Source organism: Mesorhizobium sp. WSM4814 (genome assembly GCF_055811595.1).
In genome coordinates, this window is record NZ_JBVVQT010000002.1 from 624,109 (window position 1) to 644,716 (window position 20,608).

Sequence of the window (20,608 nt, forward strand, 5' to 3'; positions counted from 1 at the left end):
AGCACGATGCGTGGATTCAAAATGTCAGAGCATGCTTTTGTGCGTCCAAGTGGACGCACGTCGCTCAAAGCGATGGCAAGGCTCAGGGGACAAGAATGGTTGTCCCGGTCGTCCTGCGGCCTTCGAGGTCGGAATGCGCCCTGCCGGCATCCTGGAGCGCGTACCGCTGATTGATCTTGATCTTGACCGCGCCGCTGAGCACGATTTCGAACAGCGCGGCGGCGGACGCCTCCAGGTCTTCGCGCCTGGCGTTGTAGACGAACAGCGTCGGACGGGTTGCAAACAGCGAACCTTTCTGCGCCAGCAATGACATGCTGAACGGCGGGACCGGTCCCGACGATTGACCGAAGCTGGCGAACATGCCGAGCGGCCTCAGGCAGTCGAGCGAGGCCGGAAAGGTGTCGTTGCCGACCGAATCATAGACGACGTCGCACTTCTTGCCGCCGGTGATGGCGAGGACGCCGGCGACGAAGTCCTGCTCGCGGTAGTTGATGACGTGGTCGAAGCCATGCGCCCTGGCGAGCTCGATCTTGTCGGCGGAGCTGGCGGTGCCGATCACGGTTGCGCCAAGATGCTTGGCCCATTGGCCGAGGATCAGCCCGACACCGCCGGCCGCCGCGTGAAACAGGATCGTGTCGCCCGCCTTCACCTTGAAGGTACGGCGCAGCAGATATTCCGCCGTCATCCCTTTCAGCATCATGGCGGCCGCCTGTTCGTCGCTGATACCGTCCGGCACCTTGACGACGCGATCGGCCGCGATCACGCGCTGCTCGGCATAGGCGCCAGTCGTCACGGCGTAGGCGATGCGATCGCCCGGCTTCAGCCAGTCGATATCCGCGCCCACTTCCACGACCACCCCGGCCGCCTCGCTGCCGGGTATCAGCGGGAAACCGCCTGGCGGCGGGTAAAGGCCGGAGCGATGATAGACGTCGATGAAATTGAGGCCGATCGCCGTGTGCCTGACCAGGATTTGCCCCGAGCCGGGTTGGCCCGGATCGGCGTCCTCATAGGTCAGGACCTCCGGACCGCCATGGGCGTGGATGCGTATTGCTTTGGACATTGATGAGGCTCTCTTGGGACCAGACTCTATGGGATCAGGTTTTCTTGGCGCCGAGCGTTGGAAAGAGCTGCATGATACCGCCGATGCATGCGAGGTAAAGTCCGGTGACCGTGATGCCGATCTTGGTGAAGACACTCACCTGCTCGCCCAGGACGCCGATCTGGTCGTAGAAGGCGGCAAGAGCTGCCTGCGCCAGCGCCAGCGCTCCGAAAGCGCACCATAGCAGCGTCATGCCAAGGTTGATCGGCCGCAGCCGCGCCACCCGCACCGGGTGGATGAAATTGATCGGCACAAAGGTCAGGATGCCGGCCACCACGACCACGGCGAAGGAAACCCATTGTCCCGGCTCGATGACGAACAGCGTGAACACCACCATGTTCCAGACCACGGGAAACCCCTTGAAGAAATTTTCCTTGGTCTTCATCCCGGTGTCGGCATAGTAGATCGCGCTCGACACGACGATGATCGCCGCCGACAGGAACGACAGGCCCTCACCCATGAAGCCGCGCTGGTAAAGCGCGAAGGCTGGTATCAGCACATAGGTGACGTAATCGATGATGTTGTCGAGGAGTTCGCCCGACCACGTCGGCAGGATTTCCTTGACCTCGAGCTTCCTGGCGATCGGCCCGTCGATGCCGTCGACGAACAGCGCCAGCCCCAGCCACCAGAACATCGCCGTCCAGCGCTGCTCGCTCGCCGCAACCAGCGACAGGAACGCCAGGAACGAGCCCGATGCGGTCAGCAGATGAACCGAAAATGCGCGCGCCTGCGGCCATGTGACTTTCTTCTTCGGCCTCGGAATCTTGTCGGCGATTTTCCTGGCCGTGATTTTTCCGGCCGTGATTTTTCTGGCCGTTGTTTTTTTGCTCACGGGCCCCGCCAGTCCAGCTTGCAGATTTCGGCCGAGCGGCCGGCAAAATTCCAGTTGCGACCGAAGGCCCGCATCTTGCTCTTGTCGGACCTGGCGACGATGATTTCCGGTGCGATCCAGTACTCCGAATTGCTGATCACCGTATCCTTGTCGCGGTCCTTGCCGGAAATCGGCGTCACCGCTCCATCGATGATCTTCGGGATCTGGAAGATCCGCGTCCTGTCGCGCGTCTCATAAGTGATCGGCGCCTGCTCGACGCCGAGGAACTTTCCGACCAGGATGGAGAGCAGCGAGGTGGTCCCGCCAGCCTTGCCGGTGAAAATCCTGGTCAGCGCCTTTACCGCGTAGACTGAGGCGCGCTTGTCGATGAACAGTCCGGCGGTCCAGTTGCCGCGGCTCATATAGCCGGGGATTTCCATGACCAGCCCAAGATTGAGGCCGGACAGCTCGACCTCGCCGAAATGGCCGGCATCGATGCGGAACCCCGCCCAGGTCTGGCAATAGCCCTCGGTCGGCGGATGACTGCCGAGAGACAGCACGCAAGGACAAAAAACCGTGCAATTGCAGGAGAGCACCAACTCTCCTTTCATTGCCCAGCCTTGATCCGCCATAGAATTCTCTCCCTATGCCGAGACTACTAGCAGGGCGGTTGCCCAGACAAGCAGTATCGCACCGGCGATCCGGGTTGGCAGCCTGCCCGCCGTCTGTTTTTCGATCAGGGTGAAGAGGCCGATCAACGCCAACCAGAACACGTTCATCACACCGACGGCGAACATCACCAGCATCAGCGCCCAGCAGCAGCCGAGGCACCAGACACCCTGCTCCATGCCGAGCCGGAAAATGCGGCCGGGCCTCGCGCTCCAGTTCGAAAACAGGATCGAGAACGGGCTTTTGCATTTTGTCAGGCAGGCTTCCTTCAGGCCGCTGAACTGGTAGAGGCCAGCAACCAGAAGCGCAGCCGCTCCTGTCGCTCCGACCACCGGATCGAGCATCTGCACAGATGAGGCGAAGGCGTGAACGATGAGCGTCAGCGCCGCAAACACTGCCGACGCAGCCAACCAGACGCTGAGGTAACCGGCGACCAGGATCAGCGGATGGACAACCGCTTCGCCCTTGATCCGCGCGGTATCGGCAATCTCGCAATAGGTGCGGATCATCGGCCCCGCCGAAGGCAGCATGGTGGCGACCGCCATCAGGAACCACATGACGATGAGCGCTCCGGCCTGCGCGCCGACGCCCCCGTCGAGCGGCGCAGGTGCAAGACAAAGACTGAAGAAGCGCTCGAGAAGATCCGGCAGCGGCAGCCCCGGCAGGTACCTGAGCATCGTGTCGCCGGGTGCATCGATACCCGGAACCCGGCTTTCGGCGCCACGTATGGCCACGGCGCCAAGCAGCAGCCAGGCCAGGACGACGGCTGCGCCCAAAACGATGTTCACCGCCAGTCGAGGATTGCGCGAGACGCTCGCCGCGGCGCGGCCGAAACGGTCGAGATGACTGAAATCATGGTCTTCGGCGGTCATGGCAATCGAATGGGCCGAATCGCCGCGTTGATCAAGCTGCATGATCTGATCTATATGCTCATCAGGTCGGACCGACCGCCTCGCATCGCAACCGGGAAGCCGAAATTGGACCGTCGGGACACAGCACGGATACTGGTGGCCGGCAGTGGCCCGGCAGGGCAGATTGCAGCGCTTGGTTTCGCAGACGCCGGCTTTCCCGTGACGCTCGTTGGACCCGAGGCAAATGGCCAGGACGGCCGCACGACGGCCCTGATGAACCCGGCCCTGAAGATCCTCGAACGGTTGGGCGTCCTCGATGCGGTGAGGTCCCAGGCCGCACCGCTGAAGGTGATGCGCATCGTCGATGCAACCAGCCGGCTGATCCGCAGCCCGGTGGTCATTTTCCGCGCCAGCGAAATCGGCGAGGAGCAGTTCGGATTGAATTTACCCAACAGTGCGCTCAACCCCGCACTTGCCCGTGTTGTTGCCGCCCATTCCGGCATCGAATGGCGAAAAGCGATGATAGAGACCTGGCGCCTCGAGGGCGACCATGCGCATGCGATCCTGTCTGACGGCAGCGAGATCACGGCATCGCTGGCCGTCGCTGCCGATGGCCGTCTGTCGCCGGCCCGCGAGGCTGCCGGCATCTCGACGTCGGCGCGGTCCTATCCGCAGGCGGCATTGGTTCTCAATTTCGGCCACCGCAGCGACCACGCGTTCACTTCGACCGAGTTCCACACCGAGACCGGCCCGTTCACCCAGGTTCCCCTGCCCGGCAACCGGTCGAGCCTTGTCTGGGTGGTAGAGCCGGAAACGGCGAAGGAACTCGCCGCACTGGACGACGCGGCGCTTTCGATGCGGATCGAACAGCGGATGCAATCGATGCTGGGCCGGGTTTCCGTCGAACCCGGGCGGCAGGTCTACCAGCTTTCCGGCGTGACGCCGCGGTGCTTCGCGCGCAACCGGGTGGCACTTGTCAGCGAAGCCGCCCATGTGTTTCCGCCGATCGGCGCGCAAGGTCTCAACCTTGGTATCAGGGATATCGATGATCTGATTGGAATTACTTGCAAAAACAGGGACGACCCGGGCGCCGTCAAGGCCCTCGCAGCCTATGATTTCAAGCGCCGGCCCGACATCCTGGCGCGCAGCAATGCGGTCAACCTGCTCAACAAGTCGCTGCTCTCGCAGATGCTGCCGGCACAGATGGCGCGCAGTGCTGGCCTTGGCGTGCTCGGCGGATTCGCGCCGCTCCGCGCCTTTTTCATGCGCGAGGGGCTGCGGCCCGGCAGTGGTTTTGCAGCGCTCGCCGGCGGCTTAAGGAAACAGATCCGGCGCTAGCGAAGGGCGGGCTGGCCCGTAGCTTGGCGGGGCGTCAAGCGTTCGGCATTGAAATCATGCGGCGTCTGCGTCAAATAGGTCAGGTATCAGCCATAAGTCGGGCTCGATTTTTTGAAGCGTAACGCGTAAATTCAAGGTCTTAGGGAGTCTTTGCGCATTCCAAGGACGCGGCACTCTAGGACTTAGTGGTGAGTACCATGATGAAAACAGCCAAATTTTCGATCGGACAGGTGGTCCGCCACCGGCTGTTTCCGTTCCGCGGCATCATTTTCGATGTCGACCCGCAATTCGCCAACACCGACGAATGGTACGAGGCGATCCCGGCGGATGTGCGGCCGCGCAAGGACCAGCCCTTCTACCACTTGCTCGCCGAGAATTCGGAAACGGAATACATCGCCTATGTGTCTGAGCAGAACCTGCTCGAGGACCGGTCTGGCGAACCGGTGCGGCATCCGGAGATCGGCGAGATGTTCGACAAGAGGCCGGACGGACGCTACGAGCCGAGACGCCAGTCAAGACATTGACCTGATAAAAATTGCGGGACCTGACGAAAATCGCGGGGACCTGACGCGATTGCGGGCCTCGTGGGATCAAGAAATGGCCGGACAGAACAAAAAAGCGGGGCATGACCCCGCTTTTTGTTGGCTTGAGAAATTGTCTTGTTTGCCTCAGGAATCAGTTGGCGGTCTTCGCCTTGTCCTGCTCTTCCTTGAGCTTCTTGGCGAAGTCCTGATTGTTCTTGGCAACGAAATCCTGAAGCTTCTTCTGCCGATCCTCGATGTCCGACTGCTGCAGCGGCGGCCCGTCGAAGGCGCCGCTGAAGCCGGCCAGAGCGACCTTGATCGGGTTCGGCTGGTTCTGAAAATTGACTGAGGTCAGCGTCAGGTTCGAACCCTTCTTGAAGGAATTGATGAGCTGGTCGGTCAGCGGCACTTCCGCCACGCAGCGGTCGGGGAAGCAGATCACATAGTCGAGCTTCTGCGCCTTCGCGGTGTCGATCTGGAGGCCAATGCCGGGAGGAATCAGGCGACCGCTCGGAACCGTCACCTGGAACACCTTGCGGTTTACCTTGCCCTTCAATTCGATCAGGCTGACGCCGGTGACGAGCTGGCCGTTGCCGGCAGTGGTGATGTTCTGGACATTGCAGATGTCGACGTCTTCCTGCTTGGTGCAGGCTTTGAACCAGCCCTGCGGAATCTGCTGTTGCTGCTGCGCGAGAGCAGCGGGAAGCTGTGCGCCCAAAAAGCCGACCACGCCAGCGGCCATGACCGACAGGCGGTATGCGTTGCTGTTCAGGCTCGTCATATCGTGCACTTCCTCTCAAATGATCCCGGGACCGGCTTCTTCGCGCCGTGGCGGTCCAGCTAACTGTTGCCGAAATGAGGCAACAGAATGACTTCGAACGGCGTGTTACACTGCAAGCGGTGCCGAATCCAGCCTGATGTCAGCAATTCTTGAGCTCGCGATTGACCGGGAGGCGGTCGGCTCATGTTAGGGTGCGCTCCGAATCATCAAGCCGACCCGGTAAGGAGACGGTCATGGGCCGCGTTCTTGTTTGGCTGATCGCCGCGATTATCACCCTTTCGCCCCAGCCGGCCTTGTCGGAGCCGAAACACGCGATCGCCATGCAGGGCGAGCCGGCGCTGCCGGCCGACTATGCACATTTCAACTACGCCAATCCCGATGCGCCGAAGGGCGGCAGCATCACCTATTGCGTCGTTGGCAGCTTCGACAATCTCAACCCTTTCATCCTGAAAAGCCTGCGCACGACGGCACGCGGCATGATCGACAGGATTTTCGGCAATCTCGTCTTCGAGCCGTTGATGCAGCGCAATGACGATGAGGCCTTCAGTCTTTACGGCCTGCTTGCCGACACTGCCGACATGGATCCGGAGCGCAAGAGCATCGAATTCCACCTCGATCCGAGGGCCAAATGGTCTGATGGCCAACCGGTGACTGCGGAAGACGTGCTGTTCACCTACGAGGTCTTTACCGAGAAAGGCCGGCCACCCTACAGCGCCCGCATGAGCATGGTCGCCAAACTGGAAAAGACCGGCGACCGCAGCGTGCGCTTTACATTCAACGACAAGGCTAATCGCGAGACTCCGTTGGTTATCGCGATGACCCCGATCGTGCCGAAGCACGCCTTCGACAAGGCGACCTTCGACAGGACCACGCTGAAACCGGTGCTCGGCAGCGGCCCCTACACCGTGGCGCATGTGGCGCCTGGCCAGCGCATCGTGTTCAAGCGCAACCCGAATTATTGGGGCAAGGACATCCCCGCCAAGCGCGGTTTCGACAATTACGACCAGATCACCATCGAATATTTCCTCAACGCCAACGCCAAGCTGGAAGCTTTCAAGAAAGGCATCTGCGCCATCGCTGACGACAGCGATCCGGTCAAGCGCGAGCGAGATCTCGACTTCCCGGCCTTCCACAAGGGCGACGTGATCGCCGAAACGTTCGACACCGGCATCCCGCCAGTGGTGACGGGGTTCCTGTTCAACACGCGGCTGCAGAAGTTTTCCAATCCGGTGGTTCGACGCGCGCTCGGCATGCTCTACGACTTCGAATGGGCCAACAAGAACTTGTTTGGCGGCAAGTACATGCGCACCATGAGCTATTGGCAGAATTCCGAGTTGTCGGCACTCGGCCATCCGGCCGACGACAGGGAAAAGGCGCTCCTGGCGCCCTACCCGGGTCGTGTGCCAGCCGATGTCATGGACGGCACCTGGCGGCCACCTGTCACCGACGGCTCGGGCCAGGACCGCAAGGTGCTGAAAGCCGCCTTCGACATATTCAAGGGCGCGGGCTATGCCTTGCAGGATGGAGTGATGCTCGATCCCGAGGGGAAATCCTTCGGCTTCGAGATCCTGACCGCCTCCCAGAACGAGGAGCGCCTTGCCGCCATCTACCAGCGCACGCTTGCGAAGATCGGCATCGATGTGACCATCCGCAGCCTTGACGGCGACCAGATCCAGTCACGCAAGCAACGTTTCAATTTCGAGGTGCTGATCGGCGCCAGCGGCTTCGAGAACTCGCTGTCGCCGGGCATCGAGCAATTCGGGCGCTGGGGATCGGCTGCCGCCAATGCCGAAGGGTCGTTCAACCTTGCCGGCGTCGCCGATCCGGCGATTGATGCAGCACTTGAGGCGATTGTCGACGCCCGCAGCCGCGAAGATTATGTTGCCGCCGTCCGGGTCCTCGACAGGTTGTTGATCTCCGGCCACTACATGGTTCCGATGCAGCACAACACGCAGCAATGGCTCGCCTACTGGAGCTATCTGGAACATCCGCGAAAGACCCCCATATCCGGTTATCGACTGCCGACATGGTGGCGCAAGCCGAAGTGACCTCTTCGGAACAGGAGATCAAGATGAGCGACGAGAAGTCGATTACCGTCGATGTGGTCTCCGACGTCGTCTGCCCCTGGTGCTTCATCGGCCAGAAGCGGCTCGACAAGGCGATCGCCGCGGCAAACGAGGTCGAGGTGCATATTCGCTGGCGGCCGTTCCAGCTCGACCCAACCATCCCGCCCGAAGGCAAGGATCGCCGCGAATACATGATGGCCAAATTCGGCAGTGACGAACGCGTCAGCGAGATCCACGCCCGCATCGAGCCATTGGGCGAAGCCGAGGGCATCAATTTCGCCTTCGCCGCCATACAGGTTGCGCCCAACACGCTGGACGCGCACCGCCTCATCCGCTGGGCTGGTGCCGCCGGCGAGGTCATGCAGAACCGGCTGGTTCGACGTCTGTTCCAGTTGAATTTCGAGGAAGGCGCCAATCTCGGCGACCATGCCGTGCTGATCAACGCCGCCCGCGAGGCCGGCATGGATGCATCCGTCGTCGAGACGCTTTTGCCGACGGACGCCGATGTCGAGGCGGTGCGCACCGAAATCGCCACCGCATCGAGCATGGGCATCACGGGCGTGCCGTGCTTTCTGCTTGAGGGCAAGTATGCGGTGATGGGCGCGCAAGACGTTGACACGCTCACCGACGCCATTCGCCAGGTTGCGGCGGCGAAGGCGCGGGGCGAGTTGAAGAAAGCGAACTGATAGACGTCCTTCCATAGGCGCGTTTGGCGACATCGCCACAGCAGCCAACGCCCTCCGGGCCAACGCCCTCCGGTCACTTTCCCGGTCGATAAGGCAACAAAGATGACGGCGCGCTTTGCGTCGATTCGTCTTCCGCAGCATAAAATCGGCCGATCGATCACGCTCTTCCCAACAAAACTGTGCAAAAAGCTTTCCCTTGGGGAAGATGCTGACGCTTGCACACGTGAATCAGCAACTCATTGATATTACACGGATAATCTGCGTCGAGGGCGACGTCGCAAGGCGTTGCCGCTGTTGCTTAATGGCAACGGCCAGGGGTTCAATCCTCGACGGTCCGAGAAAAGATAATGGAAAATGATCAATTGGTGTTACTGTCTGTAACAAAACTAAAAGAGGGTTGGGCGGGATTGTGATTCGGGTCGGTAGACCAGAGCGACATTCAATATCGGAAAAATGGCTCCGCGGTGCCGCAAGGCCGCCGCTCCTGACACCAGTTTCCTCGATGCGCAGCTTCTGGGGACTGATGCGGGCCTACTGGTTCTCGGACCGCTGGGTGGAGGCCTGGACGCTGACGCTGGTCATCGCCCTGTTTACCGCGCTCTCCAGCAAGGCTGGCGTCTGGTTCGCCGAAGCATCCGGAGAACTGGTCAACTCGATTGCCTTCTACCACGATGCCGCGAACACCACGCCGCTCGCATCGCTGCTCACCAACGCCGGCGTGCTCATCCTTCTGGTCGTGCTCAAGGACGCGGGCTTTACCGGCATCCGCACTTTTGTCTCCGCGACGCTGCATCGCAAATGGCGCGGTTGGCTGGATAGCGGTTTCAACGCAGCGCTTCTCGACACCAATCACACCCATTTCCATGCTCAGCACGGTTCCTCCGGCGCTGCTGCTCCCGACAACATCGACCAGCGCGTCCAGGAATCGATCAAGGACATGACCGGCGGAGCCATCGGCCTCGCCATGGGGGTCATGGCTGTCGCCACATCGCTTTTTTTCGTCGGCCAGAAACTGCTTGAAACCTCGGCAGAGGTGAAAGGGCTGGAGTTCCTCGGCAGCTATGGCAGCGCGGTCCTGGCTTTCCTGGCGGTCGCCATTTACGTGCCGCTGAACACCTGGATCGCGGTGAAGCTCGGCAGGTTGCTGGAACGGCTCAACATCCGGATGCAGCAATCCGAAGGCAGTTATCGCGGCGAACTGACCACGTTCCTGCGCCGCAGTTTCCACGTCGCCGCCTCCCAGGGCGAGAATGTGCAAAAGACGATGCACGACCGGCTTTATGTCGACATCGACCGTACCTGGGCAAGGCTGAACATCGTCAACACCAGCTATCGTTCTTTCGAGTTGGTCTACACTTTCATCGGCGCCCGCATTGTCGCCTATGCGCCGGGCCTGGTGCCCTACATCCACAACCGTTTCGACCTCAAGGGCTACATAACCGGCTCCGAGATGGTCAACTCGCTCATCGGTCAATGTTCGTGGTTCATCCATGTCATGCCTTCCATTGCGGCGCTGCGCGCCAACAGCCAACGCGTGACCGAACTCGCCAACGCGATCGAAAACGTCCAACACCCGCAGGAATTCTACAGTCTCACCGGCTGTTCCGATTTCCGCTACGACCGTCAGAACCCGGTTTTCGGCTTGACCATCCAGAAACTCGAGCTGACCCACCAGGGCGAGGACGCCACCCCCTTCCTGAGTGCTGCGAATTTGCGCTTCCGGCGTGGCGAGTGGACGTTCCTGAAGGGCGAATCCGGCTGCGGCAAGACATCGCTGATCAAGGCGATCAACGGCCTGTGGCCCTATGGCCGCGGCTCCATCGTCTTCCCGGAAGGGGTCGAAAGTTTCTATGCCGCCCAGGAGGTCAAGCTGCAGCAGGTCTCGCTGAAGCAACTGGTCTGCCTGCCCGGTTCAGAGCGCGATCACACCGACGCCCAGGTTGCATCGGCGATGCACAAGGCCGGCCTTGGCGATTTCATCGAACACATGGCCGATGAAAGCCGTGACGGAATGAGCTGGGACCAGGTGCTTTCGGGCGGCCAGAAACAGAAGCTGGTTGTCGCTCGTATCGTGCTGCAGCAGCCGGGGCTTCTGTTCCTTGACGAGGCGACCGGGGCGCTCGATCCGGAAGGGAAGATCGCTTTCCATCAGGCGATCAAGGACAATTGTCCAGACGTCACGGTGATCTCGATCATGCACGAGGCCGTGCCGCCAAGGTCGCTTTCGGGCGCCGAATTCTACCACAGCATCGTTGCCATCGCGGATGGCGTCGCCATCAAGAAGCCGCTGGCGCCGAGCCTGCCGGTCGAGCTCACCACCATCCTCGCGCACCCCAGGCCAGTCGCGGAACCAAGGCCGGTCGAGGAAAGATGGCTGCGCTTCCCTCGCCGCATCAGGCAGAAATAGCGGCGAACAGAATATCGTTGCACAGTGTCGCATCGGATTGGTGATCTGTGGTCGGGTGGTGCGGCGCCATTGCTTGCGAGCATCGAGTGCTCCGTTGGCGAGGGTGTGGGAAAAACGTCAGGCGCGCTCGCCGTCCCTCACCCGGTAGGTCGGCTTGTACATGGTGACGAGTTCTTCCGCCGCGGTCGGGTGCACGGCCATCGTGCGATCGAAGTCATCCTTGGTCAGCCCGGCCTTCAGCGGAATGCCGAGAAGCTGCGCCATCTCGCCGGCATCAGGCCCGAGGATATGCGCGCCGAGCACCTTTTTCGAGGCGCCGTCGACCACCAGCTTCATCAGCATCTTTTCGTCGCGGCCCGACAGCGTGTTGCGCATCGGCCGGAAGCTGGCGCGGTAGACCTCGACGTCGGAAAACCGCTTTATGGCCTCGTCTTCCGACAGGCCGACCGTGCCGATCTCGGGCTGCGAGAACACCGCGGTGGCGATCGTGTCATGGTCGGGCGCGGTCGGGTTGTCCTTGAAGGCGGTCTCGACGAAACACATCGCCTCATGGATCGCCACCGGCGTCAATTGTACGCGGTTGGTGACGTCGCCGATGGCCCAGATGTTGTCGATGCTGGTGCGCGAATATTGGTCGACATGGATAGCGCCTGTCCTGGTCATCTCGATGCCGACGCCCTCAAGCCCCATGTTTTCGGTGTTGGGGAGACGCCCGATGGCGAGCATGACCTGATCGACCGTCAGCACCTTGCCACCTGTGACGACAGCGTCGAGGCGCCCGTCCGGACGCTTCCTGACCCATTCGGATACGGCATGGCAGAGGATTTTTATCCCCTTCTTTTCCATCGTCTCGTGCAGCATGCGCCTGAGATCCATGTCGAAGCGGGAGAGGATCTCCTTGCCGCGATAGACCAGCGTGGTGTCGACGCCGAGGCCGTGAAAGATGTTGGCGAATTCGACGGCAATATAACCGCCGCCCTCGATCATGATCGCGTCAGGCAATTCCTTGAGATCGAAGGCCTCGTTGGAAAAGATACAATGCTCATGGCCGGGCAGAGCCGGGTGCGGTGCCGGGCGGCCGCCGGTGGCGATGAGAATCTGGTCGGCGGTGACGGTGCGGTCCTCGCCGAGAAGATGCACCGCATGCGGATCGACCAGCATGGCGCGTGACTGAAACGTCTCGCCGCCGGCGCCTTGGACATTTTTCCTGTAGATGGCTTCCAGCCGGCTGATCTCGCGATCCTTGTTGGCAACCAATTTCTGCCAGTCGAAGCTCGCCTGCGGCACGGTCCAGCCGTAACCGGCGGCGTCGGCAAAGTGCTCGGGAAATTGCGAGGCATAGACATAGAGCTTCTTCGGCACGCAGCCGCGGATGACGCAGGTGCCGCCATAGCGGTATTCCTCGGCAATGCCGACGCGCTTGCCGAGTGCCGCCGCCATGCGCGCCGCCCTCACCCCGCCGGAGCCGCCGCCGATGACGAAAAGATCGTAGTCATAGACGGCCATGGCGCGGCTCCTTGCCCTTCAAAAATGTCTGAGACAGGTAGGCTGCAAACCAGCAAAAGAAAAGCCCGGACGCAGCCCATCCTGTCGGACGCGCAACGGAGGCGGGCTTTCCGGTCCAGCGGCGATAACGCCGCCGGAAACTATCCTCAGTTCTTCGGTGCTTCCGGCTGCGTGCCATCAGCAGGAGCCGCGGCATTTGCCGGTGCTGTGGCCTTTGCCGCCGCGGCCAGCGTTTCGCCGACCTGCTGGGCGAGATCGCGAGCGAGGCCGTTCTGCCATATCTCGGCGGCCTTGAGCAGCTCACGCGTCACCGCCTGGCCGCTGTCGAGCAGTTTCTTGCCGGTATCGGAATTGTAGAAAGCGGCGATTTCGGTAAGCTCTTTTTCGGAAAATACCTTGGCATAGGCCAGGGCCGCTTCCTTCTCGAGATCGGCGCGGCGCGAGGCCAGCGTCAGAGCCTTTTCGCTAACCGTTCTGCCGATCAGCTCCTGCATGTCCGGGTTCTTTTGGATAAGCTGCTGCTGAAGCGCGGCGGCGGCCTGCGGCAGGATGTTGTCGAACGGGTCCGTCGCGTCGATCGCCGCGACTGCGGCGCGGGCCGCCTTCAGGTGCCCTTCGCTGACGTCCTGCGAGAACGCCGGCGATGAAAACGCAAAGACGGCCGAAGCTGCCAGAATTGCAGAAAAACGGCGAACCCGGTTATGCAACGTCATGATCGGTAGAACTCCCTGGTTTTCGGGCGGCATGGACGGTTTGGACGCCGTCGCCGGCTATGACGGCCGCTGATGCCAGCCCGATGAAAAGACCATGCTCGACCACGCCCGGAATGGCATGGAGAGCATTCGAAAGCGCTCTTGTATCCGGAATGCGGCCAAAAGATGCATCGAGGATAAAATGGCCGCCGTCTGTAACAAAAGGCTGGCTTCCCGTCATCCTCAATGTGACGGGGCCGGAAAGGCCGAGCCTTCCGGCTGCCGCGGCGACCGCGATTTCAGTGGCACGCAGGCCGAACGGGTTGACCTCGATCGGCAGTGGAAAACGGCCGAGCGTCTCGACCATCTTCGAACGGTCGGCGATGACGATCATGCGGGCGGAAGCCGCCGCCACGATCTTTTCACGCAGCAGCGCACCGCCGCCGCCCTTGATCAATGTCAGCTCCGGATCGATCTCGTCGGCGCCGTCGATGGTAAGGTCGAGCTCGGGCGTTTCTTCCAGCGTCGACAGCGGCACGCCAAGCTCGCCGCAGAGGATAGCGGTGCGCTCCGAGGTCGGCACGCCGATAATGGTAAGTCCGGTGGCGACCTTTTCGGCGAGCAGCCGCACGAACTCGTCGGCCGTCGAGCCGGTGCCGATGCCAAGCCGCATGCCATCGCTGACATGGGCAAGTGCCGCCCGCGCGGCCTCGACCTTCAATTGTCTCGCATCCATGCCGTGTGTCTAGCCCCAAAATTTGTTTCGGCGCTCCTAGCATCTTTGCCCGTCCGGTCAAAGACTTTGCCCTGTGGATTGACGCCCTGTGGATTGAGCCGGCACGGCTTGCCTGGATGGGCTGCAGCGGCTATCGCCTGCAGGCAGCGTAATCGTCACAGGACAGGCCATGACCCGACCGATCATCGTGTTCGACCTCGACGGGACGCTAATCGACACAGCGCCGGACCTGCTCGACAGCCTTAACCACAGCCTTGCCGCCAGCGAACTCGCAGCCGTCGATGAGGCCGGGTTCAAGCGCTTCGTCGGCCATGGCGGCCGGGTGATGATCGAGCGCGCGCACGCCGCGCAGCAGAGATCGCTGGTGGTGGAGGAACACGACCGATTGCTAAAACTCTTCCTCGATCATTACACCGATAACATCCCGGGCAAATCGCGCCCCTACCCCGGCGTCGTCGAGACGATCGAGCGATTCGAGGCGGCTGGCTATCTCCTGGCCGTCTGCACGAACAAATACGAAGCCAACTCGGTGGCGCTGATCGAGGCGCTCGGCCTGGCGAAGCATTTCGCGGCGATTTGCGGTCAGGACACGTTTGCGTTCCGCAAGCCCGACCCGCGCCATCTGACCGAAACCATTTTGCTCGCCGGCGGCGATCCGCACCGCGCGCTGATGGTCGGTGATTCGCAGACCGACATTGATACGGCCAAGGCGGCCGGCATTCCCGTGGTGGCGGTCGATTTCGGCTACACCGACCGCCATGTGCGCGAATTCGAACCGTCGGCGGTGATCTCGCATTTCGATGCGCTGACGCTTGGTCTGACCGAACGCCTGATTACCGCTGCCGGGCACTGAGCGCGACGGCGACCGGGCCGCTGCCGGCGGGCCTGCATTCGGTCTTCGTCGGAACGCCAGCACATCGCCTTGACTTCCCCGGCCGGCCTCCCTTATATCGCGGCGCGCTTGGCCTTCGGGCAACGAGCGGGCGATTAGCTCAGCGGGAGAGCACACCCTTCACACGGGTGGGGTCGCAGGTTCAATCCCTGCATCGCCCACCAATACCCGCTTCCCGTACAAAGTGCCGTCCGCTTCGGAGCCGCCTACGCTTCGAACTTCCGCCTCATCGCAAGGTCTGCCAAGACCCGGTTCATGCGATTCGCCAGGCAGCCGGGGACACATCACAAGGCGCTGTCTACCCTTGGAATCGCTCAAGCTGCACATTGAACGCGGCCGGGAGAAAGTTGACGCAGGACAAAATCGTCCTAGGTGAACTGCTATCTCAGTGGCCCGCGAACTGACGAGGGGAAATCGCCGTCGACCTCCTGCTCCGATTAGGTGAAACTGCGCAATTGCAAATGCGTCCGGCTTCCGCGAACATTGCTGGACCCCATCAAGGGCCCGTAGCGGCCGACCCGAAACTGAGCGCTGGCTTCCCGGCCCGCTGTCCTGGCGGCCTCGACCTTGGATCCAGCCGGCGACCTTAAAGTCGAAAGGGAGGAATAACCGATGAACCTGACAAAACACCTTGCCGGTGTGGTGATCGCGTCGACCTGTCTGTGTGCGCCCGCGCTGGCGCAGACCAGGTTGACCATGTGGTATCACGGCGCCGGCAATGAGGTGGAGTCGCGAATCCTCAACCAGATTATTTCCGACTTCAACACCAGCCAGTCCGACTGGACGGTGACCATCGAGAGCTTCCCCGAGAAGAGCTACAACGATTCCGTCGCGGCGGCGGCCCTGGCGGGCAACCTGCCCGACATCCTGGATGTGGACGGGCCCGTCATGCCCAATTGGGCCTGGGCCGGCTATCTGCAGCCGCTGCCGATCGACGAGAGCGAGTTCGCCGACTTCCTGCCCGGCGCCAAAGGCGTGTGGGATGGCAAGCTCTATTCGGTCGGTCTGTGGGAGGCGGCGGTGGCGCTTTTTGCACGCCAATCGACGCTGGATGAATTGGGCTTGCGCACCCCGACCCTCGACAAGCCTTGGTCGCGCGAGGAATTCATGGCCGCGCTCGATGCCGCCAAGGCCTCCGGCAAGTATGAATTCGCCCTTGATCTCGGCATGAACGACCAGGCCGAGTGGTATTCCTACGCCTTCTCGCCGTTCCTGCAGAGCTCCGGCGGCGACATTGTCGACCGTTCGACCTACAAGACCGCGGAAGGCGCGCTGAACGGCGAGGCTGCGCGGGCGTTCGGCAAGTGGTGGCAAGCGCTGTTTACCGGAGGCTATGCGCCTGGCACCAGCGAGGACCCGGCCGATCAGCAGACCGGTTTCATCGGCGGCAAGTTCGCCTTCCAGTGGAACGGCAACTGGCGCGCGGTGGCAACGATGGAAGCCGTGGATGACGTTGTCTTCCTTCCAGCCCCCGATTTCGGCGCCGGCAACAAGATCGGCGCGGGATCTTGGCAATTCGGCGTGTCGGCCAAGTCGAAACATCCGGAAGGCGCTGCCGAGTTCATCAAGTTCGCCGCGCAGGACAAGTACCTGGCCGCCTTCTCCGACGGCATCGGCCTGATCCCGCCGACGCCCTCGGCGGCGCAGATGACGAAGAACTACAAGGATGGCGGCCCGCTCGCGGTGTTTTTCGACCTCTCCAAGGCACAAGCCCTGGTGCGCCCGGTCACCCCGGGCTACGTGGTCCAGGCCAAGGTCTTCACCAAAGCACTGGCCGATATCGCCAATGGCGCCGACGTGGCCGACACGCTTGACGCGGCGGTCGACGAGATCGACGCTGACATCGAAAGCAATGGTGGCTACGGTCACCGCTAGTTCTGTCGCGCCGGGGTCCTCGCCAGCCGCGGACTCCACCCTCTGTGGCTTGCTGGGCGGATACCGCAAATGGCGTCGAAGCTAACCCTGTCGAACCGGGCGGGCTGGACATTCGCCCTGCCGGGCTTCGCACTCATCTTCACATTCATCGTGCTGCCGTTTTTCTTCGCGATCGGTCTGTCATTGACAAATCAGCGGCTGCTGTCGCCGAATCCCACCCAGTTCGTCGGGTTGGAAAACTATCAGCAGCTGCTGGGCCTTGCGGTGGTGACCCTTGAGCCAGAGCGCAACGATGCTGGCGAAACGATCCGAAACGAGGCCGGCGAAATCCAGTATCCGCGCCTGCGCGAGATCACCCGTAGCGAGGCCTATCCTCAGTATCGCGGCATGCGCGAGTGGTTTCGCTGGCAGTCCGGCGAAAACGTCATGATCGTCATCGCCAGCGACGTTGTGTTCATGAAGGCGCTGGTAAACACCTTCCTGTTCGTCCTGGTCGTGGCGCCGGTACAGGGCAGCCTCGCTCTGATGCTTGCTTTGCTGATCAACCACAAGGTCAGGGGCATCAACCTGTTCCGGACCATCTACTTCATGCCGGTGGTGGTCTCCATCGTCGTGGTCTCGCTCCTCTGGCGGTTCATCTATGACGGCCAGAACGGGCTGTTGAACAGCATCCTCCAGGCCCTCACCTTCGGCCTCTTCCAGCCCGTCGACTGGCTCGGCAATCCCTCGACGGCGCTGCCCGCAGTCATGGCCATGTCGATCTGGCAGGCCGTCGGCTTCCACATGGTCATCTGGCTGGCGGGGTTGCAGACGATCAGCCCCACGCTCTACGAGGCCGCCGCCATCGAGGGGGCTTCAAGATGGCAGACCTTCCGCTATGTCACCTGGCCGGGCCTGCGCAACACCGCCGTGCTTGTGCTTGTCGTGATCACCATGCAGGGCTTCGCGCTTTTCGCCCAGATCGACGTGATGACCAATGGCGGTCCGCTCGACAGCACCCAGACCCTCGTCTTCCAGGCGGTCGAGCGCGGCTACGGCAAGCAGGACATCTCCGGCGGCTCGACCATCTCGGTCATCCTGTTCGTGATCGTGCTGGCGATCTCACTCATCCAGCGCTGGCTGACACGGGAGCGTTAGGATGGCCTTCGATCCCGACAATTACGGCCTCAGGCTGTTCGTCCGCTATCTGGTGCTGTGCCTGATCGCGCTGATCTTCGTCTTTCCGCTCGTGTTCATGATCAACTCGAGCTTCAAGCCGGACAGTCAGCTTCTCGCGGACACTTCCAGCCTGCGTGCCTTCCTGCCCGTCGGCGACATCAGCCTCAACAATTATTTCGGAGCGTTCCGGCGGGCGCCGGTCGGCCTGTTCGTGTTAAACTCGGTTCTGGTCACCGGGGCGACCGTCCTTCTCTCGTTGCTGATCTGTTCGCTGGCCGCATTCTCGTTTGCTTTCCTGCGGTGGAAGGGGCGCGATGTCCTGCTCTCGATCGTCATCGCGACGCTGATCATCCCTTTCGAGACCATCGCTATCCCGCTCCTGCTGCTGGTCTCGAAACTGCCCTGGATCGGGCTTGATGGGCTGCATTGGGGCTGGCTCAATAGCTACCGGGTGCAGATTGTCCCGTGGATCGCCGACGGGCTGACGATCTTCCTGTTCGTGCAGTATTTCAAAGGGCTGCCGGGCGAACTGATCGAGGCGAGCCGGGTGGAGGGCGCCAATTGGTGGCAGGTCTACTATCGCGTCGTCATGCCGCTTTCAGGGCCGGTTCTGGCGACTGCCGCCATCCTGAAATTCCTCGTCATGTACAACCAATATCTCTGGCCGCTCATCGTGGTGCAGCAGGAAAGCTATCGCCCGGTCATGGTCGGCCTCGGCTACTTCTTTCAACTCAACGTCGCCTGGGGCGAAGTCATGGCTTATCTCACCCTTATCACCGTCCCGGTGCTGATCTTCTACCTGTTGCTGCAGCGCGCCTTCATCGCGTCGATCGCCTCGACCGGCGTGAAGGGCTGACGCCGCACATGAATCAGGAAACGGGAGCCATCGCTCATGGCTGAGGTCTCACTCAAGGGCGTCAAGAAATCCTTCGGTCGCGTCGAAATCATCAAAGGCGTCGATATCCACATCAACGATGGCGAGTTCGTCGTCTTTGTCGGACCGTCGGGCTGCGGAAAATCCACCTTGCTGCGCATGATCGCCGGACTCGAGGACATAACCGAAGGCACCCTCGAGATCGGAGGCCGGGTGGTCAACCAGCTGCAGCCCAAGCAACGCGGTGTTGCGATGGTGTTCCAGAGCTATGCCATCTTTCCGCACATGACCGTGCGCGAGAACATCGCGTTCGGCCTTACGATCGCGGGCGCTTCCAGGCAGGAAAAGCAGCAGAAGGTGGCCGAGGCCGCACGCATCCTGCAAATGGAACATTTGCTCGACCGCCGGCCAAGTCAGCTTTCGGGCGGCCAGCGCCAGCGCGTCGCCATCGGGCGCGCAATCACCCGGAAACCGGCTGTTTTCCTGTTTGACGAGCCGCTCTCCAACCTCGACGCCGCACTGCGCATGGACATGCGCATGGAAATCGGCCGGCTGCGCAGGCAACTGGGCACAACGATGATCTACGTCACCCACGACCAGGTCGAGGCGATGACGCTGGCTGACAGGATCGTCGTGCTGAAGGACGGTCAAGTCATGCAGATCGGAGCACCGATGGAGCTCTATCACGAGCCGGCCAACAGGTTCGTAGCCGGCTTTCTCGGAGCCCCGTCGATGAATTTCCTGAACGTCGACGTCCTCGCCCTCGATGGCGAAGCGGCAATGGTTGGCAACCAATCCCTGGAGCCGATCAGGGTAGCGACCAGAAGGCGCGCCTTCCGGAAAGACGGCAAGGCCATCCTGGGTATCCGTCCGCAGTACCTGCGGCCGGTGCAATCTGGAAAAGGCTTGCTGCATGGCATCGTGGCCCATGCCGAGCGATTGGGCAGCGAGACGGTCGTGGACCTGACACTTCGCGATAACAGCGAGCTCATTGCCGCCTTCAATGAAGACAAGGTCTTTCAACCGGGTGACGCTCTGGAGCTCACCTTCGACGCGGCCTTGGCCCACCTCTTCCCCGACGAGTTGCAGACGCATTAGCGTGAGCAACGACAACAGGATGCGTCGGCGCAATTCGCTTGTGTCCATTCCGGAACCCGGAACAAACCTGCCCGGAACAAACCTGCATGGCCGCGAGTTTCTACTTTCGCGAGAAGCGAGGGAAAGCCATGTTCAGACTTGTTTTGGCGACAGGCGTCGTAGTTCTCTTTTTCGGTGAACCGGCCCTTGCCGCAGACGGAAGTCCGTTGCCGCCGCAGAATGCCAGGAAACTGTCGGAGATAATCGCCAAGGTCGAGCAACGCGACGACTTTCGCTACGTCGACGAGGTCGCTTGGGACAGCGGCGCCTACACCGTTACTTATTACACGACCGACAAGGCGAAGGTCGAAATCACCTACGATCCGGTGACAGCCGAACCCAAATAGATCGGCCCTCCAGGCAATACGTGCCCAGCTCGGCGACGCTCATGGCGGCGCGGCCGGGTTCCGGCGCCCGCTCTCCCTGCGTTAGAGCGCGATGATTTTAGGTTGGGACATAGCCGGCCTCGGTGAAGTAGTTGGCGCATTCCTTTGATGTGACGGTGT

The 20,608-nt window shown here is 61.6% G+C and carries 19 protein-coding genes and 1 tRNA gene; 12 read left to right on the forward strand and 8 right to left on the reverse strand.

Annotation, left to right across the window (positions count from 1 at the left end; all coding sequences use genetic code 11):
- Positions 1-82: 82 nt before the first annotated feature.
- The 4 genes from AC0L2V_RS06335 to AC0L2V_RS06350 are packed head-to-tail and all read right to left on the reverse strand — an operon-like array spanning position 83 to position 3,493.
- A complete protein-coding gene (locus AC0L2V_RS06335) occupies positions 83-1,060 on the reverse strand; it encodes a quinone oxidoreductase family protein (protein ID WP_473519683.1) in 978 nt (325 codons plus the stop codon).
- Between the two features lie 34 nt (positions 1,061-1,094).
- Positions 1,095-1,931 carry a phosphatidylcholine synthase gene (gene pcsA, locus AC0L2V_RS06340; RefSeq protein ID WP_023801839.1) on the reverse strand — a complete coding sequence of 279 codons (837 nt, stop codon included), beginning with the start codon at positions 1,929-1,931 and terminating at the stop codon, positions 1,095-1,097.
- Positions 1,928-2,542 carry a DUF1326 domain-containing protein gene (locus AC0L2V_RS06345; RefSeq protein WP_023801840.1) on the reverse strand — a complete coding sequence of 205 codons (615 nt, stop codon included), beginning with the start codon at positions 2,540-2,542 and terminating at the stop codon, positions 1,928-1,930. The genes pcsA and AC0L2V_RS06345 overlap by 4 nt, the downstream gene beginning before the upstream one ends.
- Positions 2,543-2,554: 12 nt before the next feature.
- On the reverse strand, positions 2,555-3,493 hold the full coding sequence (locus AC0L2V_RS06350; RefSeq protein ID WP_091590986.1) for a DUF2182 domain-containing protein: 939 nt from the start codon (positions 3,491-3,493) through the stop codon (positions 2,555-2,557).
- A gap of 63 nt (positions 3,494-3,556) precedes the next feature.
- Here AC0L2V_RS06350 and AC0L2V_RS06355 point away from each other — a divergent pair, with 63 nt between their 5' ends.
- Together AC0L2V_RS06355 and hspQ are read left to right on the forward strand one after the other, a co-directional pair.
- Positions 3,557-4,768, forward strand: a complete 1,212-nt coding sequence (locus AC0L2V_RS06355; protein ID WP_091591743.1) for a UbiH/UbiF family hydroxylase — start codon at positions 3,557-3,559, stop codon at positions 4,766-4,768.
- Positions 4,769-4,968: 200 nt separating this feature from the next.
- On the forward strand, positions 4,969-5,292 hold the full coding sequence (gene hspQ, locus AC0L2V_RS06360) for a heat shock protein HspQ (RefSeq protein WP_023801843.1): 324 nt from the start codon (positions 4,969-4,971) through the stop codon (positions 5,290-5,292).
- 151 nt (positions 5,293-5,443) lie between these two features.
- On the opposite strand, the gene AC0L2V_RS06365 is transcribed toward hspQ, so the two are convergent.
- Positions 5,444-6,073, reverse strand: coding sequence for an invasion associated locus B family protein (locus tag AC0L2V_RS06365; protein ID WP_473519684.1), 630 nt, complete (start codon positions 6,071-6,073; stop codon positions 5,444-5,446).
- Between the two features lie 233 nt (positions 6,074-6,306).
- Between AC0L2V_RS06365 and AC0L2V_RS06370 the strand changes: the two genes are divergently transcribed.
- The 3 genes from AC0L2V_RS06370 (at position 6,307) to AC0L2V_RS06380 (ending at position 11,232) form a co-directional block, all read left to right on the forward strand.
- Positions 6,307-8,121, forward strand: a complete 1,815-nt coding sequence (locus tag AC0L2V_RS06370; RefSeq protein WP_473519685.1) for an extracellular solute-binding protein — start codon at positions 6,307-6,309, stop codon at positions 8,119-8,121.
- 23 nt (positions 8,122-8,144) lie between these two features.
- Positions 8,145-8,825: a DsbA family oxidoreductase gene (locus AC0L2V_RS06375; protein WP_473519686.1), complete on the forward strand. Its 681-nt coding sequence runs from the start codon at positions 8,145-8,147 to the stop codon at positions 8,823-8,825.
- 502 nt (positions 8,826-9,327) lie between these two features.
- Positions 9,328-11,232 (forward strand): ABC transporter ATP-binding protein/permease, encoded by a 1,905-nt coding sequence (locus AC0L2V_RS06380; protein ID WP_473519687.1) that lies wholly within the window; start codon positions 9,328-9,330, stop codon positions 11,230-11,232.
- A 117-nt stretch (positions 11,233-11,349) separates the two neighbouring features.
- Here AC0L2V_RS06380 and gor read toward each other — a convergent pair whose 3' ends face one another.
- The 3 genes from gor to rpiA form a co-directional block, all read right to left on the reverse strand.
- Entirely contained in the window at positions 11,350-12,738 is a 1,389-nt protein-coding gene (gene gor / locus AC0L2V_RS06385; RefSeq protein WP_473507715.1) for a glutathione-disulfide reductase, read from the reverse strand.
- Positions 12,739-12,884: 146 nt separating this feature from the next.
- The gene (locus AC0L2V_RS06390) at positions 12,885-13,451 is read right to left on the reverse strand and encodes a DUF2059 domain-containing protein (RefSeq protein ID WP_473507716.1); all 567 of its coding nucleotides are present in this window, start codon (positions 13,449-13,451) and stop codon (positions 12,885-12,887) included.
- The gene (gene rpiA / locus AC0L2V_RS06395; protein ID WP_473507717.1) at positions 13,438-14,166 is read right to left on the reverse strand and encodes a ribose-5-phosphate isomerase RpiA; all 729 of its coding nucleotides are present in this window, start codon (positions 14,164-14,166) and stop codon (positions 13,438-13,440) included. The genes AC0L2V_RS06390 and rpiA overlap by 14 nt, the downstream gene beginning before the upstream one ends.
- Before the next feature lie 169 nt (positions 14,167-14,335).
- Between rpiA and AC0L2V_RS06400 the strand changes: the two genes are divergently transcribed.
- From AC0L2V_RS06400 to AC0L2V_RS06430, 7 genes are all read left to right on the forward strand, one after another.
- The gene (locus AC0L2V_RS06400) at positions 14,336-15,019 is read left to right on the forward strand and encodes a phosphoglycolate phosphatase (RefSeq protein ID WP_473507718.1); all 684 of its coding nucleotides are present in this window, start codon (positions 14,336-14,338) and stop codon (positions 15,017-15,019) included.
- A gap of 128 nt (positions 15,020-15,147) precedes the next feature.
- Positions 15,148-15,222: transfer RNA gene (locus tag AC0L2V_RS06405), tRNA-Val, on the forward strand.
- Positions 15,223-15,670: 448 nt separating this feature from the next.
- Complete coding sequence (locus AC0L2V_RS06410; protein ID WP_473519688.1) at positions 15,671-16,933, forward strand: ABC transporter substrate-binding protein; 1,263 nt, start codon at positions 15,671-15,673, stop codon at positions 16,931-16,933.
- A 69-nt stretch (positions 16,934-17,002) separates the two neighbouring features.
- Complete coding sequence (locus tag AC0L2V_RS06415; protein ID WP_473507720.1) at positions 17,003-18,070, forward strand: carbohydrate ABC transporter permease; 1,068 nt, start codon at positions 17,003-17,005, stop codon at positions 18,068-18,070.
- A 1-nt stretch (position 18,071) separates the two neighbouring features.
- A complete protein-coding gene (locus tag AC0L2V_RS06420; RefSeq protein WP_473507721.1) occupies positions 18,072-18,947 on the forward strand; it encodes a carbohydrate ABC transporter permease in 876 nt (291 codons plus the stop codon).
- Positions 18,948-18,983: 36 nt separating this feature from the next.
- On the forward strand, positions 18,984-20,063 hold the full coding sequence (locus tag AC0L2V_RS06425; protein WP_473519689.1) for an ABC transporter ATP-binding protein: 1,080 nt from the start codon (positions 18,984-18,986) through the stop codon (positions 20,061-20,063).
- Between the two features lie 128 nt (positions 20,064-20,191).
- Positions 20,192-20,449, forward strand: a complete 258-nt coding sequence (locus tag AC0L2V_RS06430) for a PepSY domain-containing protein (protein ID WP_027151749.1) — start codon at positions 20,192-20,194, stop codon at positions 20,447-20,449.
- Positions 20,450-20,608 lie beyond the last annotated feature (159 nt).

Coding starts and splice junctions, on each gene's coding strand:
- AC0L2V_RS06345 (WP_023801840.1), bottom strand. CDS start 2,542: ATGGCGGATCAAGGCTGGGCAATGAAAGGAGAGTTGGTGCTCTCCTGC.
- AC0L2V_RS06380 (WP_473519687.1), top strand. CDS start 9,328: ATGCGCAGCTTCTGGGGACTGATGCGGGCCTACTGGTTCTCGGACCGC.
- AC0L2V_RS06350 (WP_091590986.1), bottom strand. CDS start 3,493: ATGCAGCTTGATCAACGCGGCGATTCGGCCCATTCGATTGCCATGACC.
- gor (WP_473507715.1), bottom strand. CDS start 12,738: ATGGCCGTCTATGACTACGATCTTTTCGTCATCGGCGGCGGCTCCGGC.
- AC0L2V_RS06425 (WP_473519689.1), top strand. CDS start 18,984: ATGGCTGAGGTCTCACTCAAGGGCGTCAAGAAATCCTTCGGTCGCGTC.
- hspQ (WP_023801843.1), top strand. CDS start 4,969: ATGAAAACAGCCAAATTTTCGATCGGACAGGTGGTCCGCCACCGGCTG.
- AC0L2V_RS06415 (WP_473507720.1), top strand. CDS start 17,003: ATGGCGTCGAAGCTAACCCTGTCGAACCGGGCGGGCTGGACATTCGCC.
- AC0L2V_RS06390 (WP_473507716.1), bottom strand. CDS start 13,451: ATGACGTTGCATAACCGGGTTCGCCGTTTTTCTGCAATTCTGGCAGCT.
- AC0L2V_RS06335 (WP_473519683.1), bottom strand. CDS start 1,060: ATGTCCAAAGCAATACGCATCCACGCCCATGGCGGTCCGGAGGTCCTG.
- AC0L2V_RS06375 (WP_473519686.1), top strand. CDS start 8,145: ATGAGCGACGAGAAGTCGATTACCGTCGATGTGGTCTCCGACGTCGTC.
- AC0L2V_RS06430 (WP_027151749.1), top strand. CDS start 20,192: ATGTTCAGACTTGTTTTGGCGACAGGCGTCGTAGTTCTCTTTTTCGGT.
- AC0L2V_RS06420 (WP_473507721.1), top strand. CDS start 18,072: ATGGCCTTCGATCCCGACAATTACGGCCTCAGGCTGTTCGTCCGCTAT.
- AC0L2V_RS06410 (WP_473519688.1), top strand. CDS start 15,671: ATGAACCTGACAAAACACCTTGCCGGTGTGGTGATCGCGTCGACCTGT.
- AC0L2V_RS06370 (WP_473519685.1), top strand. CDS start 6,307: ATGGGCCGCGTTCTTGTTTGGCTGATCGCCGCGATTATCACCCTTTCG.
- AC0L2V_RS06365 (WP_473519684.1), bottom strand. CDS start 6,073: ATGACGAGCCTGAACAGCAACGCATACCGCCTGTCGGTCATGGCCGCT.
- AC0L2V_RS06400 (WP_473507718.1), top strand. CDS start 14,336: ATGACCCGACCGATCATCGTGTTCGACCTCGACGGGACGCTAATCGAC.
- rpiA (WP_473507717.1), bottom strand. CDS start 14,166: ATGGATGCGAGACAATTGAAGGTCGAGGCCGCGCGGGCGGCACTTGCC.